The sequence below is a fragment of the Stenotrophomonas sp. KH_052 genome (assembly GCF_057838755.1).
Map to the genome: position 1 here is coordinate 4827501 of NZ_CM174475.1, position 15497 is coordinate 4842997.

The window sequence follows — 15497 nt, forward strand, 5'->3', positions numbered from 1 at the left end:
TGCTTGATCAAACGTCTGCAAGATGGACAATCATCCTTCCTGCAGGCGCCTTCACAAGATACCTGCGCATACTTTCAAAGATCCGGGGAAGTGGCCTCAGCGCCATTCCCGTGTGCTGCGAAGTTTCCTTCGTAGCGAGCCGCCCATTATAGCCGGCTTTTCCGCTTCGTCAACACCTTTTTCAAGGCCGTCTCACCGGGGTGGACGTTGTTGCCGATGCTGCTTCGTCGTTGGACCCGAGGGTCTTTCGTCGTTGCGAGCCGCCTATTATGCCGGACTTTTCGAGTCCGTCAACACCTTCGTTCGATCATCTCGTTCGGCGGTGGTGGCGTTGCTGTCTGCGTGCCGTTTCCGAAGAAGCGGTGCGCTGCAGCAAGGGAGCGAATTCTAGAGATCCTGCGGATTTCGTCAAGCATTTTTTTGCAGGGTGATGACAGAACCAACGCAACATCACGCATGACATACGCTCGAAGATCACTGTGGCGTTGACCGCGCGTTGCGCAGTCAACGCCACAAGGGCTATCAATGCACGGATGCACAGTGGAGAGACGGCAATGAACATGCAGGTGCGGCAAGCGTGGTGGCGCGACCTTTCAGTACCGGCCCTCGTTGCCGGCTTCATTACTGTGCTGGTCGGCTTCGCCAGTTCGGCCGTCATCGTGTTCCAGGCTGCACAAGCCGTCGGTGCCAACCAGGCACAGATCGCCTCATGGATGTGGGCACTGGGACTGGGCATGGGTGTCACCTGCATCGGGCTGTCGCTGCGCTATCGCGTGCCGGTGGTGACCGCGTGGTCAACCCCGGGCGCGGCGATGCTGGTGGTCGGTGCAGGCGGTGCCTCGCTCGCTGAAGCCACAGGTGCATTCCTGCTCGCTGCGGTGCTTGGCATGCTGGCAGGCTTCTCCGGCATCTTCGCCCGCCTGATGCAGCGGGTGCCGATGGCGCTGGCCGCCGGCATGCTGGCCGGGGTGCTGCTGCGCTTCGGCCTGGACGTGTTCGTGGCCATGAACACCCAACTGGTGCTGGCACTCGCAATGTTCGCCACCTGGCTGGCCGGGCGCCGCCTGTTCCCACGCTATGCAGTGATCGCCACCCTGGCGGTCGGTATCGCTGTGGCGGCCAGCCGCGGTCTGCTGCACGCACAACAGGTACAACTGCAACTGGCAGTACCTCAGTGGATCACGCCGTCACTATCGTGGACGGCCGTGGCAGGCATCGCCCTGCCCCTGTTCGTGGTCACCATGGCCTCGCAGAACATTCCCGGCGTCGCGGTGATGCGCGCATCCGGCTACGAAGCACCGGTGTCGCCACTGATCGGCTGGATCGGTGTGGTCAACACGCTGCTGGCTCCCTTCGGCGCCTATGCGCTCAACCTCGCCGCAATCACCGCCGCGATCTGCATGGGCCGCGATGCCCATGAAGATCCGGCGCGACGCTATACCGCGGCCATGGCGGCGGGCGCCTTCTACATCGTGATCGGACTGTTCGGTGCCACCGTGGCGGCACTGTTCGCCGCGTTCCCGAAGGAACTGGTGGCCTGCGTGGCCGGTATCGCGCTGTTCGGCACCATCGGCAACAGCCTGGCCAGCGCGCTGGCGGTGGAACGTGACCGCGAGGCGGCACTGGTTACCTTCCTGGTCACCGCCTCCGGGGTCAGCCTGGCCGGCATCGGCTCGGCGTTCTGGGGGCTGGTGGCCGGAGCCCTGTGCCTGCTGGTACTGCGGCCACGCCAAGCCGGCTGATCCGGCCTACCCCGCCAACGCAGCGCCGACCGTACTCAGCACCACCGCGATGACGATGGCGATCAGTGTGGCTACCACGCTGGTGCCGCCGCGTGCAGTCAGCTCGCTGCGCAGCCGTGTGTCATCACCGCCGGTCACGGTACGGGCCTGGGCGATCAGGCGCTGGCAGTGTGCCAGGTACCAGCTGTTGCCAAAGATGCCGGTGGTGATGCTGAGCGCGAAGGTGATGACCAGCGACAGGCCATCCGGCACATCCAGCAAGGTCTCGACCACGCTGATCAGCAGCAGCAGGCCAGCCCACATCGCCGCCAGGCGGTACATCCTGCGGTACATCATCCACACCAGGCCGAGCAGGAAGGCCGGCCAGTGCCAGGTGCCAGTGCCCGTGGCGATGCCTTGATCCAGCCGCCAGCGCTGGCGATAGATCGGGAAGTTGCCTCCCACCACGCTGGCGTACAGCGCCAATTCGCCCTCCAGCCCAGCCGCCGCTGCCGTATCCGGTGCAGTGGCCGGCGCACGATACGGATCGGAGGGATCGCCGACGCTCGGCGCGATGCCCTCAACGACAGGGGCCGCGTCGATATCCGGGGCCGGAACCACTTCGATGGGCGTTGAAACCTGATCCAGCTCGGCCAATGGACGCCACGACGGCATCCCTTCGCACCACAGCAGCGTGCGTGCCGTTACCGTCCCGTCCTGCTGCAGCTTGCGAAGACCGGCCAGGTCGACCGGCCCACTGCTCTGCCTGCCATTGGCATACCACCACTGTGCTTCCTGCATGTTCTCCATCCTTCCTGCGTACATCATCAAACTGGAACTGCTGCCACCACCTATAGCGGGGCACTGGCCAGGGTCTGTGCCAACCGGTGGCGCTCCCCCGGTGCGAGGGTGATCTGCTCGGGGCCGGCATTGGCCACCTCCAGGCAGACATAATCGTGCCAGCCGTCGCCAACGTCCGCCATCTTCGCCGCCGCGTCCGCACCCGGGTTCCATGCCACCAGGGTCTGGCTGCCTTCGCTGCGGATCTCGATCCGCCGCTGCAGTACGGGATCACGCAGCGCGTAATGGCCGCCAGCACCGGTATAGATGCGATCGCTGCGGCCGGGATCACGCGGATCGCGCAATGACCACGGTCCCTGCTGCAGGCGCGCCTGCGCGTAATCCTCGTACTTGTCGAGATACTGCAGTCCATCGAGGCCATCGACCTCGACGCGACCGGCATCGCCAACACGGAAATAGCTGTGCAGGGCCTGGGTGAAAGTGACCGGGGCGCTGCCGATGTTCTCACTGGTCAACTGCTGATGCAGCTGGTGGCCGATACGCAGCTGCATCTGCAGACGCAGGCCGAGGTCTGCAGGCAATGGCGGCGCCAGCTGCAGCTCCAGCTCTCCCGTGTCGTTCTGGCGCACCTGCTGCAGTTCCCAGCGCACGGTACGCACCAACCCGTGTGCGGGAACATCAGTGTCCTGGCCCTGGCGTCCGAACCACGGCCAGCACACCGGCACACCTCCGCGGATCGGCGTGGGCAGTTCGGCGCGCGTGGGCGACAGCCACAACAGGTCGTGCTGCCCTTCCGGAATGAACGACAGCAGCTGTCCACCGAACACGCTGATGACCGCCGTGGCATTGGCGGTTCGCACCTGCCAGGCCTCCAGCCCGTGATACAGGCCGCTGCTGATGTCCGGATTCGACTGCATGCGATGACGCTCCTTGAAGACCGCGGCGATGATGTCGCGGTCAGCGTGCCTGGGGCAAGGCCTTCTGCACGCCGGGCGCTGCCGCTGCGGCCTCTTCCTGCAGCGTGCGCAGGATGCGCTGCCCAGCACGCCCATCGGCATTGGTCCAGCCGAGGCGCTGCTGCTCGGACTGGATCGCGCGACGCGTGGCCGTACCGATCATGCCATCGGCGCTGCCGATATCGTGGCCGCGGGCCAGCAGCAGGGTCTGCAGTTGGCGGCGCTCATCGCGGCCCAGGCCCGGGTCGTCGGTCGGCCAGGCGGTGGCCAACCCGTTGCCGCCACGCAATTGGTCAGCCAGCGTCGCGATCGCCAGCGCATAGCTTTCGGCGGCGTTGTAGCTGTAGATCGCGTCGTAGTTGCGGAACACCAGCAATGCCGGGCCCTTGTTGCCGGCCGGCAGCAGCAGGGCGGCGCGCGCGTCGGCCGGGAGGTTGGCCGGTGCCAGCGCGCTGCCATCCAGCGCGGTCACGCCCTGCGCGCGCCAGTCGGCCAGCGCGCGGCGTTGGGTACGACCGGCCTGGCTGGCGTTGAAGCCGGCCGGGATACGGACCTCCATGCCCCATGGCTCGCCACTGCGCCAGCCGGCACGCTTGAGGTAGTTGGCGGTGGACGCCAGCGCGTCGGGAATGCTGCCGACCAGATCACGACGACCGTCGCCGTCACCGTCGACCGCGATGCGTGCATAGGTGCTGGGCATGAACTGGGTATGGCCGAACGCGCCGGCCCAGGAACCAGTCAGCCCCTGCGCCTGCAGGTCACCCCGGTCGATCAGCTTGAGCAGGGCCAGCAGTTCGCCACGGAAGAAGGCCTGGCGACGGCCGGCGCAGGACAGCGTGGCCAGGGACTGCAGCAGCGGGCGCTTGCCGAACACGCGGCCATAGTCGCTCTCCACGCCCCATACGGCGACGATGGTGGTCGGATCGACGCCGTACTGTGCGGACACGCGATCGAGCAGGTCACGATGCTGCTGCAGCATCGCGCGCCCATCATCAACGCGCTGGCGATCGACCAGGGCTGCCAGGTAATCCCAGATCGGCGTGGTGAATTCCGGCTGCGCATCGAGCAGGCCGAGCACGCTGGGGTCCGGGGTGAGATCGGCGGTGATTTCGTTGAAGCGGTCGGCACTGATGCCCTGGCTGGCGACCGCGGCCTGCAGGCCCGCCAGGCAGCGGCTGAAGGCCGGATCGAGGCCGGGATCGGGTGCCGTCGGCTGCGCCGGCGTCGAGGCGAGGGCGGCGGCCAGGCCGAGCGTGATCAGAATGGGCATGGCGTCCTCCGTGTTGCCGGTGCAGGGCCATCTTAGGGGTAGCGGTGCTGCAGAACCTGAAGGGGTACCGGCTGGCCGGCCACCCTAGATGGCACGCAGCAGGCGCAGGCCGTAGGCGGGACTGTCGGCATTCCAGCGCTGCGTGGCCTGCAGGCCCGCCTGCTGCAGCAGCGCCTCGAAGCTGTCGTCGGTGTACTTGTGGCTGTACTCCACACGGATCGGTTCGTCGGCGGCGAAGTGGAAGGCGCGGCCGTCCAGATGCACATCCTGCGCCCAGCGGCTGACCAGATCGGTTTCGATGCGCAACCGCGCGGTGCTGTAGCAGGCACGGTGGTGGAAGCCGTCGAGGTCGAAGTCGCTGCCGATCTCGCGATTGAGCCGGGCCAGCAGGTTGAGAGTGAACGCGGCGGTGACGCCCTGCGCGTCGTTGTAGGCCGCTTCGATCAGAGCCGGGTCCTTGTGCAGATCGATGCCGACCAGGGCCAGGCCGTCGCGGCCCATCGTCTGGCGCATCGCCCGCAGCAGTGCGACCGCGTCTTCGCCTTCAAAGTTGCCCAGCGTGGAACCGGGGAAGAACAGCAGCCGTCGCGCGGGTTCGCGCTCGGGCATGGGAACGGCGACGGGGCGGGTGAAGTCGGCACAGACCGGCAGCATCTCCACCTCCGGCAACGCCGGCGCCAGATGATCGATGCTGGACAGCAGCGCGGCCCGCGAGATTTCAATCGGCGTATAGGCCACCGGGTCGTGAAGTGCGGCCAGCAGCAGCGCGGTCTTGCGTCCGCTGCCGCTGCCCAGCTCCACCACATGCAGGCGTGGGCCGACGGTTCGGGCGACGTCCGGCAGCACACGCTTCAGCAGGGCCAGCTCGGTGCGCGTGGGGTAATACTCGGGGGTCTGCGTGATCTGCTCGAACAGGCGCGAGCCACGCGCATCGTAGAAGTACTTGGACGGCAGCTGGCGCGGCGTACGTGAGAGTCCGGCCACTACGTCGGAGAGGATCTGCTGCCGCCCGGGGGTGAGATCGGTCAATGCCTGCAGCGCGTCATGCACGGTGCTCATGTGAGGTCCCTGGCCAGGCGCAGCCCGGAGAACTGCCAGCGCGCCGGCGGCATGAAGAAGTTTCGGTAGCTGGCGCGCACATGTCCGCGCGGCGTGGCGCAGCTGCCGCCGCGCAGCACCCACTGCCCGCACATGAACTTGCCGTTGTACTCACCCAGGTTGCCGGCGAACGGGCGGAAACCGGGATAAGCGCCGTAGGCCGATTGGGTCCATTCCCAGACATCGCCGAACAGCTGGCGCAGTCCACTGCCCTGCCCCGCCAACGGGTGCAGGTGGTCATCCTCGGCGAAGTGGCCGCTGACCGGTTGCGACGTCGCAGCCGCTTCCCATTCGAACTCGCTGGGCAGGCGTGCACCGGCCCAGCGGGCGCAGGCGTCAGCCTCGTAGTAGCTGAGATGGCAGACCGGCGCGTGCGGATCCAGCGCACGCCAACCGCCGAGGGTGTACTCGCGCTGCAGGTCGTCATCCCAGTACAGCGGGTGCTGCCAGCCCTCGGCTTCGCGCAGCGCCCAGCCTTCGCTGAGCCACCAGCGCGGCTCCCGGTAACCACCGGCCTCGATGAAGGCGTGGTACTCGGCATTGCTGACGGGACGCTCGGCCAGTGCGTGCGCGGGGAGCACCACGCGGTGCGCTGGCGATTCGTTGTCATAGGCGAACGCGGCCTGCTGCGGCCATGCCGCGGCGCCGACGGTGACGATGCGCTCGGGTGATTCGATCCAGCCCTGAGCGCTGGCGTTGCCTGCGACGGGTTGCAGGTCTTCGCGATATGGCGGCTGCAGCGGATTGCACCAGAACGCATGCTTGATGTCGGTGAGCAGCAGTTCCTGGTGCTGCTGCTCGTGCTGCAGGCCCAGCTGCAGATGCTGCAGTGCCTGTTCATCGAGATCGCCCGCCGCCAACCGCGATTGCACCTGCGCATCGACCTGCTTGCGGTAGTCGCGCACCTGCTGCAGCGAGGGCCGCGACAGCAACCCGCGCTGTGGCCGCGCATGCGCCGGGCCGATGCTCTTGTAGTAGCTGTTGAACAGGTAGTCCCAGGCCGGGTCATGCGCTGGCGCGGTGCCGAAACCCGCCAGCACGAAGCGTTCGAAGAACCAGGTGGTGTGGGCCAGGTGCCATTTGCTCGGGCTGGCGTCAGCCATGCTCTGCAGCATGGCGTCCTCGGCACTGAGCGGCGCGGCCAGCTGCAGGCTGCGCGTCCGTACATGGGCGAACTGGCGGGCGAGATCGTGCTGCGGGGCAGCGACGGCGGCGGGTACGCTGTCCATGTGGGTAGCATCGGCGCTGGACGGTGAGTGCGACGTCATGGTTCGGCGTCACTTCGTTCACATGGATGAGCCTGCCGCATTCAAGAAGCCGCCACGAACGCCGCTAACGGCAATGCTGCGGCCGCGTCGTCACCGCGCTGGAATTCCTGCTTGCCCCTGCATCCGCTCCGCCAGCCTGCGCATTACCTGTTCGTGCTGCCCGCCATGCTGGTTGCCGTGGTGCTGTGCACCGCATTGGATACCGCAGACGTGGCCAGCCCGGCGCAGCGCATCCTGCCCTGGCTGCTGGCCTGCCTCGGCGCGGGGCTGGCCCTGCTCTACCACCAGATACGTTCGCTCTGCCTGCTGCTGGTGGTGGCGGTCATGTTCGCGCTGCTGCACCAGGATGTCGGCGGCTACCTGCGCAGCGGCCATGTCGGCGCGCTGACACCGCTGCGCTTCCATGCCATCTCGGCGTGGCTGCCATTGCTGTTCACCGGCCTGTCGTTGTGGCCGGAGCGCGGGCGCCGACGCCAGGACCTGCTGCTGCGCGGCGTGGTATGCAGCGTGGCGCTGCTGATCTTCCTGCTGCTGGCCACGCAGCAGCCGCGCGGCATGCACGATCTGCTGTCGAACCGTCACTGGGCGTGGATCCCGGCCGACTGGAACGCGCTGGCGCAGCTACCGGCGCTGCTGTTCCTGCTGGCGACCGCCGCGCTGGGCTGGCAGGCCTGGCGGCACCCGCGCCCGTTGCACACGGCAATGCTGCTGGCGCTGCTGTGCCTGTGGTGGATGCTGCCACGGATGTTCCTGCAGCCGGTGCTGCTGCCGGCGCTGAGCTGCGCCGCCCTGCTGCTGGTGCTGGGTGCGATGCTGCAGGAGTCCTTCCACATGGCCTTCCGCGATGAGCTGACCGGCCTGCCGGGGCGCCGCGCGTTCAACGAGACCCTGCAGCGGGCACGCGGCACCTACAGCATCGCGATGGTGGACGTGGACCACTTCAAGTCATTCAACGATACCCATGGCCACGACACCGGCGACGACGTGCTGCGACTGGTGGCCTCGCGGCTGGCGCGGGTGGGTGATGGCGGTCGCGCGTTCCGATACGGCGGCGAGGAATTCGCGGTGGTGTTCCTGGACCGTCCGGCGACGGCCTGCGTCGATGCAGTCGAAGCCCTGCGGCAGAGCATCGAGGACACCCGTATGCAGCTGCGCGACCGCAGCACCCGCAGCCGCGACGACGAGGCCGGTCGACAGCAACGCGGACGCGGTGGCAGCGGCCAGGTCGTGCAGGTGACGGTGAGCATCGGCCTGGCCGACAGTCGTGTGGACCAGCGGCCGACGGCGGTGGTCAAGGCCGCCGACCAGGCGCTGTACGCGGCCAAGGACGGGGGCCGCAACCAGGTGCATGCGCAGGCCGGCCAGCGCGTGCTGGCCATGCGTGGCGGCTGAGGCTCAGACCGCGTCGAGGTAGTACCAGCGGCCTTCGATGCGCTGGAAGCGGCTGTGTTCGGTCATCTTCACCGCGCTGCCGCCGCCGATGCGGTAGCGCGCGGTGAAGCGGACGTCGGCGCTGTCGGCACCGGTAATGGTGTGCTCGTGCACGGTCAGGCCCAGCCAATGCGTGCGCTGGCCCGGCGCATCGTCCAGCGTCAGCTCGGCCGGACGCGTGTCCGGGTGCCAGGTCTGGCGCAGGTAGTCGGCCAAACCGCGCACGTAGGCGCTGTAACGCGAACGCATCAGGCGCTCGGCATCAGGCGCCGCGTCGCCAGCATGGAAACGGCCGCAGCAGGCGGCGTAGTCGGCGGGCAGGCCGCAGGGACAGGGATCGGCGGGTTTTCGGCTCATGCCGGCATTGTCGCCGGGTTGCACGGATTGATCCACGCGCGGCACGGGTCAGCTGATGCAGGACAGGCGTATGCTGTCGCGCCCCCCACCTTGATTGATCGCCGTGCTGGAACTGGTTCCCCCTGAGTTGTGGTGGCTGGTGGTGATCGCCTTCATCGCCGGCCTTGTGGATGCCGCCGTCGGTGGCGGTGGCCTGGTGCAGCTGCCCGGCCTGTTCACGGTGCTGCCGCAGCAGACGCCGGCGATGCTGTTCGGTACCAACAAGTTCAGCTCGATGTTCGGCACGGGTGCAGCGGCCTGGCGCTATGCACGCAATGTGCGCTTCCCGTGGAAGCCGGTGCTGTTCGCGGCTGGCACGGCCTTCATCTTCTCCTTCGCCGGGGCCACCGCGGTGAGCCTGCTGCCCAAGGATGCGGTGCGCCCGCTGGTACTGGTGCTGCTGATCGCGATGCTGGCTTACACGCTATGGAAGAAGGATTTCGGTGCACTGCACCGGCCGCAGGAGATCGGCCGCCGCGAGCTGGCCATCGCACTGGCCATTGGTGCGGCGATCGGCTTCTACGATGGCTTCTTCGGGCCGGGTACGGGCAGCTTCCTGATCTTCCTGTTCGTGCGCTTCTTCGGACTGGATTTCCTGCGCGCATCGGCCGCGTCGAAGGTGGTGAACCTGGCGACCAATGTGGCGGCGATCTCGTTCTTCGTGCCGACCGGCAACATCCTGTGGCTGTTCGCGCTGCCGATGGCGGCGGCCAACATCATCGGTTCGGTGGTGGGCACGCGGTTGGCGCTGAAGGGCGGTACGCCGTTCATCCGCAAGCTGTTCGTGGGGCTGGTGGTGGTGCTGATCGCGCGGATGGCGTGGGATACGTTGCGCGGAGCGTGAGTGCGGTTGCCGGCCAGCGGCCGGCACTACCGGGTCATGAACCCCGCCCATGGGTAGTGCCGGCCGCTGGCCGGCATTCCCATTCAATCGGCCGGGTCAGGCCTCCGCTTCTTCCGGTTCGTTGGCCTGCTGGCGGCTGCGCTCGGGCAGCTTCAGGCGCTTGCCTTCTTCGTCGTACTCGATCAGCAGCACGCCGGAGTCGTGGCGGCCGCTGATTTCGACGAAGCAGGCGCCACCGATGAACGGTTCCAGCGTCATCACCGACTTCAGCGGGGTGGCCACCACCATCTGGAAGCCGAAGTTGTCGAAGATGTTCATCGCCAGCGCGGTGAACTCGTTGTCGGCCTTGTCGAAGGCTTCGTCGAGCACGACCGCGGCATAGCTGGGCAGCTGGCTGTCGGCGCCGCCGAGCTGGTAGCGCAGGGCCGCCGCCAGGCAGGTGGTGGCCAGCTTCTGGCGCTGGCCACCGGACTTGCCGGCGCCGCTGCGGTAGATCTCGACCTGCTGGCGCGTCTCCGCATCCAGCTCGACGCCGATGAACTCCACGTGCATGCGCACGTCCAGCACCAGCTCGCGCCAGCGTTTGTCTTCGCCTTCCTGTGAACCCAGGCGGTTGACCAGCTGGCGCAGCACAGTGAACTGCGATTCGGCCAGCTCGCGCTGCTCGGTCTGCTGCTGCGACAACACTTCGCGCAGCTGCAGGTGGAACTCGCCGACTTCCGGCAGGCGGCGGTCGCTCAGTTCGATGGTCAGCAGCGTGCCGCGGTTGAACGGCACCTGTTCGAGGCTGGCGTTCACTTCGTCCAGGCGCTGGCCGATCGACTTGCGGGCCTCGGCGCTGTGGCGCTGCAGCGCCAGCAGGTTGTTCTTGCTCTGGTTCTGCAGCAGGTCGAAGAAACGCTCTTCGTGCTGCGGCAGGCCATCGCGCTCCAGGCGTTCGAGGCGTGCGAGGAAGTCCTCGGCCGAGGCCACCGACACGGTGAAGTCGCCCGATTCCTCCGGCCACTGCTGGATGAAGCGGCGGAAGCAGCCGATCAGCTGGTTCTCGATGCGGTTGAGGTCCTGCTGCGAAGACGACAGCTGCTCGTTCAGCGTGTTGCTGACCTGGCGCATGTGCGCTTCCAGCGTTTCCAGGCTGAGCGGGCCCTGCTCCTGCAGGCGCTCGGCAAGTCCAGCCTCGTGCTCCTGGGCCAGGCTCGGCAGCACCAGTGCACGGCTCTGCTGGCGTGCACGGTCCAGGCGATCTCGTTCCTTGACCAGCTGCCCACGTTCGACGCGGACGTCTTCGTAGGTACGGCGCGCCTGCTCGATGTCGGCACGCACGGCGTCGATCTGCTTGGCCAGCTTGGCGAGATCGGCGTTGCCTTCGCGCAGGTCGCGCAGGGTGGCCTCGATATCGCTCAGGCGCTGCTGTGGGGCGGCGATGTCGATCTCGTTCCAGCTGATGCTGACCAGCTCATGGCAGGCCAGGCGACGTTCGTTGTCGCGGTCACGCTGGCCGCGCAGGCGCGCGATATCGGTCTCGCAGCTGGCGATACGCTTGGCCAGTTCCTGTGCTTCGCGCTCGAAGGCGCCCACCTTGTCGTGGTTGTTGAAGCCGAGGATCCAGCGACGGCGGTCGCCCACCGCACTGCGGTCGTCCTTCTCGAAGCGGTCGCCCGGATGCTTGACCTGGCCTTCGCGGGTGATGCCGCGGTCGACGTTGCGCAGCTGCTTGGCATCCACGCACTCGTAGTCGAAGCGCTTGCCGAGCTCGCGGCGCAGCCAGCTTTCGAAGACGTGCTCGCGCAGCTCCAGCTTGTGCAGCAGCGATTTCGCCGACGGCTCACGCGCGAACGCATCGTCGTTGCGGCGCACACGGTAATAGGTGAAGCGCATGCCCAGGTGGGTACGGTTCACCCACTCGGCGACGTCGTTGTAGTGCTTGTCATCGACCAGCAGTGACAGCGCGAAGCCGCCCAGCACGCGCTCGATGGCGCCCTGCCAGCCCTGCTCTTCCGAGCGGACCTGGATCAGCTCGCCGACGAACGGCAGCGCCGCTTCAGCGATGCCGGTTTCCTCGGCCAGGCGCGCGCGCAGCTTCTGCATCGGCGCCGGGATGTTGGAGGGCGTGCGCTGCATCGCTTCGAGTTCGCTGCGCACTTCACCGAAGCGGCGCTCGTCATCGCGCTTGCCGCCGAGGCGATCGCTGATCGCATCGTCCAGTGCTGCCGAGGCACGCTGGCGGTCCTGCAGTTCATTCTGCGCACGCTCGACCAGCTCGGCGAAGCCATGGGCATCGTCGGGAAGTTCGGCCTGCAGCTGCTGTGCGGCCTCCTGGGCCTGGTCACGCTTGGCCTTGCGGCGGTCGCGCTCGGCTTCGGCGCGGCCCTGTTCGCGTTCCAGTTCCTCGATGCGCTCACCGCCCTGCTGGCGGCGCTGCAGTTCCAGTTCGGCCAGACGCTCGGTGTGGTTGTCCAGCGCGGCACGGCGCTGGGCTTCTTCGCCGAGCAGGCCACGGTCACGCACATCCATCTCGCGCAGGCGCGCTTCGATCAGCGCCTGGCGGCGGCTTTCGCGGAAGCTGTCGACGCCAAGCTTCAGTGCTTCGTCGTCGCCGCGCTGACGGTGCATTTCCTTCAGGTCGTTGTAGTAGGCGCGTGCCGGCAGCAGGGTTTCCACCTGGCGGCGGGCGGTGACCACGGCCTGGTGCGCGCCATCAAGCTCGGCGAAGTCGCTGACCAGGCGCTCGGCAGCGTCGAAGGTCTTCGGCGTGTCGAGCATGAAGTCGCGCAGGAAGACGTTGAGGTCACCCAGGTTCTTCGCCGACTGCGTCTTGTGCAGCAGGCGCAGTGCCATCTCGTTGTCGATGCCGAGCAGGTCGCGGAAGCGCTCGGCGTAGCCGGAGAACGTGTCGAAGTGGTGCAGGTCGGACAGCTTCTGCTTGAGCTTGCGCAGGTCCAGGTCGAAGCCGCCGAGATCCTTGGCGATGTCGAACGGACGCTCGGCGATCATGTAGTGCTTGCGCACGTCACCGGCCGAGGTGCCGTTTCCGGAGATCCACAGCAGGCGCACCAGGCTGACCACGCGGCCGTCGCCAGCGCGGTATTCCAGCACCAGTGCAGTCCAGGTCGCACCCTTGCGCAGGTACTGCGTAGCGATTTCACCGGTGCCGCTGTCCTGCTGGTCGGCCCACGCGCCACGCACATAGGACACCAGGTTGCGGTCGCGCCCACTGCGCTCGGCTTCACGCGCGGCGGCGTTGAAGTCGACGATGGCCGGTGGCGTCAGCAGCGCGGACATGGCATCGAGCAGGGTCGACTTTCCCGAGCCGGAACGGCCGACGAACAGGAAGCCGCGCTCGGCGATCGGCACTTCGGTCAGGCCATTGAAGGTGCCCCAGTTGTGCACCTGCAGGCGGCGCATGCGGAACTGCTGCAGGCGCGGGTCCGGCAGGCCTTCGTTGAACAGGGCGGGAGTGTGCTTGGAGATAGCCATGCGATGTTAGGGTCTCTCAGGCCTCGGCGGCCGGGGTTTCGCGCAGCTGGCGGTACACCGCCGAAAGCTGGGACACGTCTTCGGCGGAGAACAGCAGCTTCAGCGCCGGCGAGACTTCGTGGCGGTCTTCCTGGCCGCTGAGGCGGGTCAGGATGTGGTTGTCCTTCATCTTCTGCACCGCCGAGGCGACGCGGCGGTTGAAGCCGGCGCGGTCGGTGGACAGGTTCTTTTCGTAGATGGCCAGCGCTTCGGCCATCTCGGCGTCGGCCACCACTGCGCGGTTGCCGCGCGCATCGGCCTCGGCCAGCTGCTGGCGCAGGTACAGCAGCAGCACCGAATCGATGAAGGTCAGCGGTGAGGTACGCAGCAGCACCGGCGCATCAACGTCTTCGGTATCGGCCTGGCGTGTGAAGGCCACACCGCTGTCACGGTCGAGCACCAGTTCCAGGAACAGGTCGGCCAGCGACGAACGGATGGCCGCCTCGCTGCGGATCAGCGCCGGCCACAGCTTGGCGTGGCGCAGCTGGTCGATGCTGGGGCCGATCAGCAGCTGGCACAGCGCGCGGCGCGCATCCAGCGGCAGGCGTCCGGTATCGCCCAGGTAGTACACGTCGTTGCCACGGCGGGGCTGTGCCACGGCCGCCACCGGCTCGGCTTCGTAGGCGTCTTCCGCCACGTCGGCCTGCGCTGCGTCGATGGGATCTTCATGCCAGCTCATGGCGTCTCTCCTGGGTGAACCAAACCAGCGGGATGCGGGCGCGACGGATCTGGCCGTCGCCACCACGCCATTCGGCAAGCTCCTGCTCGCCGGCGATCACGTTGCCGAAGCGCGTGCCCAGCGACAGATAGCCGATGACGCTGCCAAGACCCTGCGGCGCCTCGCGCTGCGACAGGGCCTGGGCGATGCTGAGCCGCGGCTGTGCATCGAGCAGGTCGTGCAGGTCGCGGCGCAGGGTGCGGAAGTCGATTTCGGATGAAGCGACCAGATCGCCAACGCTTTCCAGGCTGATCGCGGCCGCGTCGTTGTATTCGACGTTGCCATCGACCTGGGCACTGCGCGGATCATGCAGCTTCCACTGCGACCACGAACGCAGGCGGCTGGTGGTCAGCTGCAGGTCGCGGCCGATGCCACGCTGTGCGGGGAACTCGTCGCGCAGCGCCAGCGCTTCGGACTGCGCCTGTTTCAGCAACTGGTTGAGACGGCGCTGTTCCAGGTAGCCACGGCTCTGCACGAAGCCGCGCAGGCTGCGCGCAAAGTTCTGCAGCACGTCGTGCACCTGGCCACCACGCTCGAGCATGGTGCTGGTGAAGCCACGCAGGAAGTTGCGTTCGTTGCGGTCAAGGCGGCGCGCAAAGCCACGCGCCAGCACCGCTTCCAGCGCGGCATCGAGCTGGGCGCTCTGCTCGGCGTCGTTGAGCAGGCGCCAGAAGGCCTGGAAGCTGCGCCCGGCATCACTCTCGCCGATCACGTCCACGCCTTCGAACAGCTGCGACAGCACGTCGCCGCGCTCGCCCTCGTCGTCGATGATGCGTTCGCGGAAATCGCGGTTGAGCTGTTCGAAGTCGTCGCGCACGCGGCGGAAGTCCTCGGTCAGCTCGTCGGCGAGGCCGATGATCTGGCGCGCACGTTCCAGCGCGCGCTTGCCGTCCAGCGCGATCACACGGCCGGCACCGACACGGGCGATCTCAGCGTCGATGCGGTCACGCTCGTCGCGCAGCGCGGACAGGCGCGCGTCCGGATCGGATTCGGTCTGTGCGGCCAGCTGCGAGAGCTGTTCGATGACCAGCGCCAGGCGGCTTTCGGTGGCGGCCACGCGGGCCTGCTCAAGGCCGTCGGCGAAGCGGATGGCCTGCAGCGCCGCGGTCGACAGTTCGTACTGCTCCTGGTCGGCGCCTTCGGGCAAACGGCGTTCCAGCCAACCCTGGGCCAGCCAGTGCGCGATGTAGGCCTGCGCGGTGCGCGGCAGGTCGCGCGACAGTTCGTCGCCGTTGAGCTGGTCCAGCGCACGTTGCAGGCGCTCGTTGAGCACCGACGACGACAGCGTGCGCTCGCCGTCCATCAGCAGCCCTTGCAGCAGGCCAATGATTTCCGGGGCATGGTCGGCGGCGAGCAGCTTCCACTGGGGCTGTTCGCGCAGATGGCGGTAACGGGAGATGCGTTCGCGGTGCTTCATGCAGCGAAAGGAGTCATGAGGGCTGGCGGGGACGAGCCGCCACGCACGGCCGCCGCAAGGG

12 protein-coding genes are annotated in these 15497 nt (G+C 67.4%); 3 read left to right on the forward strand and 9 right to left on the reverse strand.

Features of this window, described 5'->3' with window-relative positions; all coding sequences use genetic code 11:
• Positions 1 to 554: 554 nt before the first annotated feature.
• Positions 555 to 1742 carry a benzoate/H(+) symporter BenE family transporter gene (locus AC3ITW_RS22015; protein ID WP_100435672.1) on the forward strand — a complete coding sequence of 396 codons (1188 nt, stop codon included), beginning with the start codon at positions 555 to 557 and terminating at the stop codon, positions 1740 to 1742.
• A 6-nt stretch (positions 1743 to 1748) separates the two neighbouring features.
• On the opposite strand, the gene AC3ITW_RS22020 is transcribed toward AC3ITW_RS22015, so the two are convergent.
• The 5 genes from AC3ITW_RS22020 to egtB all read right to left on the reverse strand — a co-directional run bounded on the left by AC3ITW_RS22020 (position 1749) and on the right by egtB (position 7075).
• Positions 1749 to 2522 (reverse strand): DUF2628 domain-containing protein, encoded by a 774-nt coding sequence (locus AC3ITW_RS22020; protein WP_100435687.1) that lies wholly within the window; start codon positions 2520 to 2522, stop codon positions 1749 to 1751.
• 50 nt (positions 2523 to 2572) lie between these two features.
• Positions 2573 to 3439, reverse strand: a complete 867-nt coding sequence (locus tag AC3ITW_RS22025; protein ID WP_100435671.1) for a D-hexose-6-phosphate mutarotase — start codon at positions 3437 to 3439, stop codon at positions 2573 to 2575.
• A gap of 40 nt (positions 3440 to 3479) precedes the next feature.
• The gene (locus tag AC3ITW_RS22030; protein ID WP_100435670.1) at positions 3480 to 4748 is read right to left on the reverse strand and encodes a lytic murein transglycosylase; all 1269 of its coding nucleotides are present in this window, start codon (positions 4746 to 4748) and stop codon (positions 3480 to 3482) included.
• Between the two features lie 84 nt (positions 4749 to 4832).
• Positions 4833 to 5807 carry an L-histidine N(alpha)-methyltransferase gene (gene egtD, locus AC3ITW_RS22035; protein WP_100435669.1) on the reverse strand — a complete coding sequence of 325 codons (975 nt, stop codon included), beginning with the start codon at positions 5805 to 5807 and terminating at the stop codon, positions 4833 to 4835.
• Positions 5804 to 7075 (reverse strand): ergothioneine biosynthesis protein EgtB, encoded by a 1272-nt coding sequence (gene egtB, locus AC3ITW_RS22040; RefSeq protein WP_012512531.1) that lies wholly within the window; start codon positions 7073 to 7075, stop codon positions 5804 to 5806. Before egtB ends, egtD begins: the two co-directional genes overlap by 4 nt.
• A gap of 150 nt (positions 7076 to 7225) precedes the next feature.
• Here egtB and AC3ITW_RS22045 point away from each other — a divergent pair, with 150 nt between their 5' ends.
• Positions 7226 to 8506, forward strand: a complete 1281-nt coding sequence (locus AC3ITW_RS22045) for a GGDEF domain-containing protein (RefSeq protein WP_100435668.1) — start codon at positions 7226 to 7228, stop codon at positions 8504 to 8506.
• Positions 8507 to 8509: 3 nt separating this feature from the next.
• Here AC3ITW_RS22045 and AC3ITW_RS22050 read toward each other — a convergent pair whose 3' ends face one another.
• Positions 8510 to 8902 carry a YchJ family protein gene (locus AC3ITW_RS22050; protein ID WP_004141396.1) on the reverse strand — a complete coding sequence of 131 codons (393 nt, stop codon included), beginning with the start codon at positions 8900 to 8902 and terminating at the stop codon, positions 8510 to 8512.
• Between the two features lie 103 nt (positions 8903 to 9005).
• Between AC3ITW_RS22050 and AC3ITW_RS22055 the strand changes: the two genes are divergently transcribed.
• On the forward strand, positions 9006 to 9785 hold the full coding sequence (locus AC3ITW_RS22055) for a sulfite exporter TauE/SafE family protein (RefSeq protein ID WP_012512533.1): 780 nt from the start codon (positions 9006 to 9008) through the stop codon (positions 9783 to 9785).
• A gap of 96 nt (positions 9786 to 9881) precedes the next feature.
• Here the strand turns inward: AC3ITW_RS22055 and AC3ITW_RS22060 are convergent, their stop codons facing one another.
• From AC3ITW_RS22060 to AC3ITW_RS22070, 3 genes are read right to left on the reverse strand one after another with little or no spacing between them, the layout of a single operon-like run.
• Positions 9882 to 13262, reverse strand: coding sequence for an ATP-binding protein (locus AC3ITW_RS22060; protein WP_100435667.1), 3381 nt, complete (start codon positions 13260 to 13262; stop codon positions 9882 to 9884).
• Positions 13263 to 13278: 16 nt separating this feature from the next.
• Positions 13279 to 13980 (reverse strand): DUF4194 domain-containing protein, encoded by a 702-nt coding sequence (locus AC3ITW_RS22065; RefSeq protein ID WP_005411692.1) that lies wholly within the window; start codon positions 13978 to 13980, stop codon positions 13279 to 13281.
• Positions 13967 to 15436, reverse strand: a complete 1470-nt coding sequence (locus AC3ITW_RS22070; protein WP_046985163.1) for a DUF3375 domain-containing protein — start codon at positions 15434 to 15436, stop codon at positions 13967 to 13969. Before AC3ITW_RS22070 ends, AC3ITW_RS22065 begins: the two co-directional genes overlap by 14 nt.
• Positions 15437 to 15497: the final 61 nt, after the last annotated feature.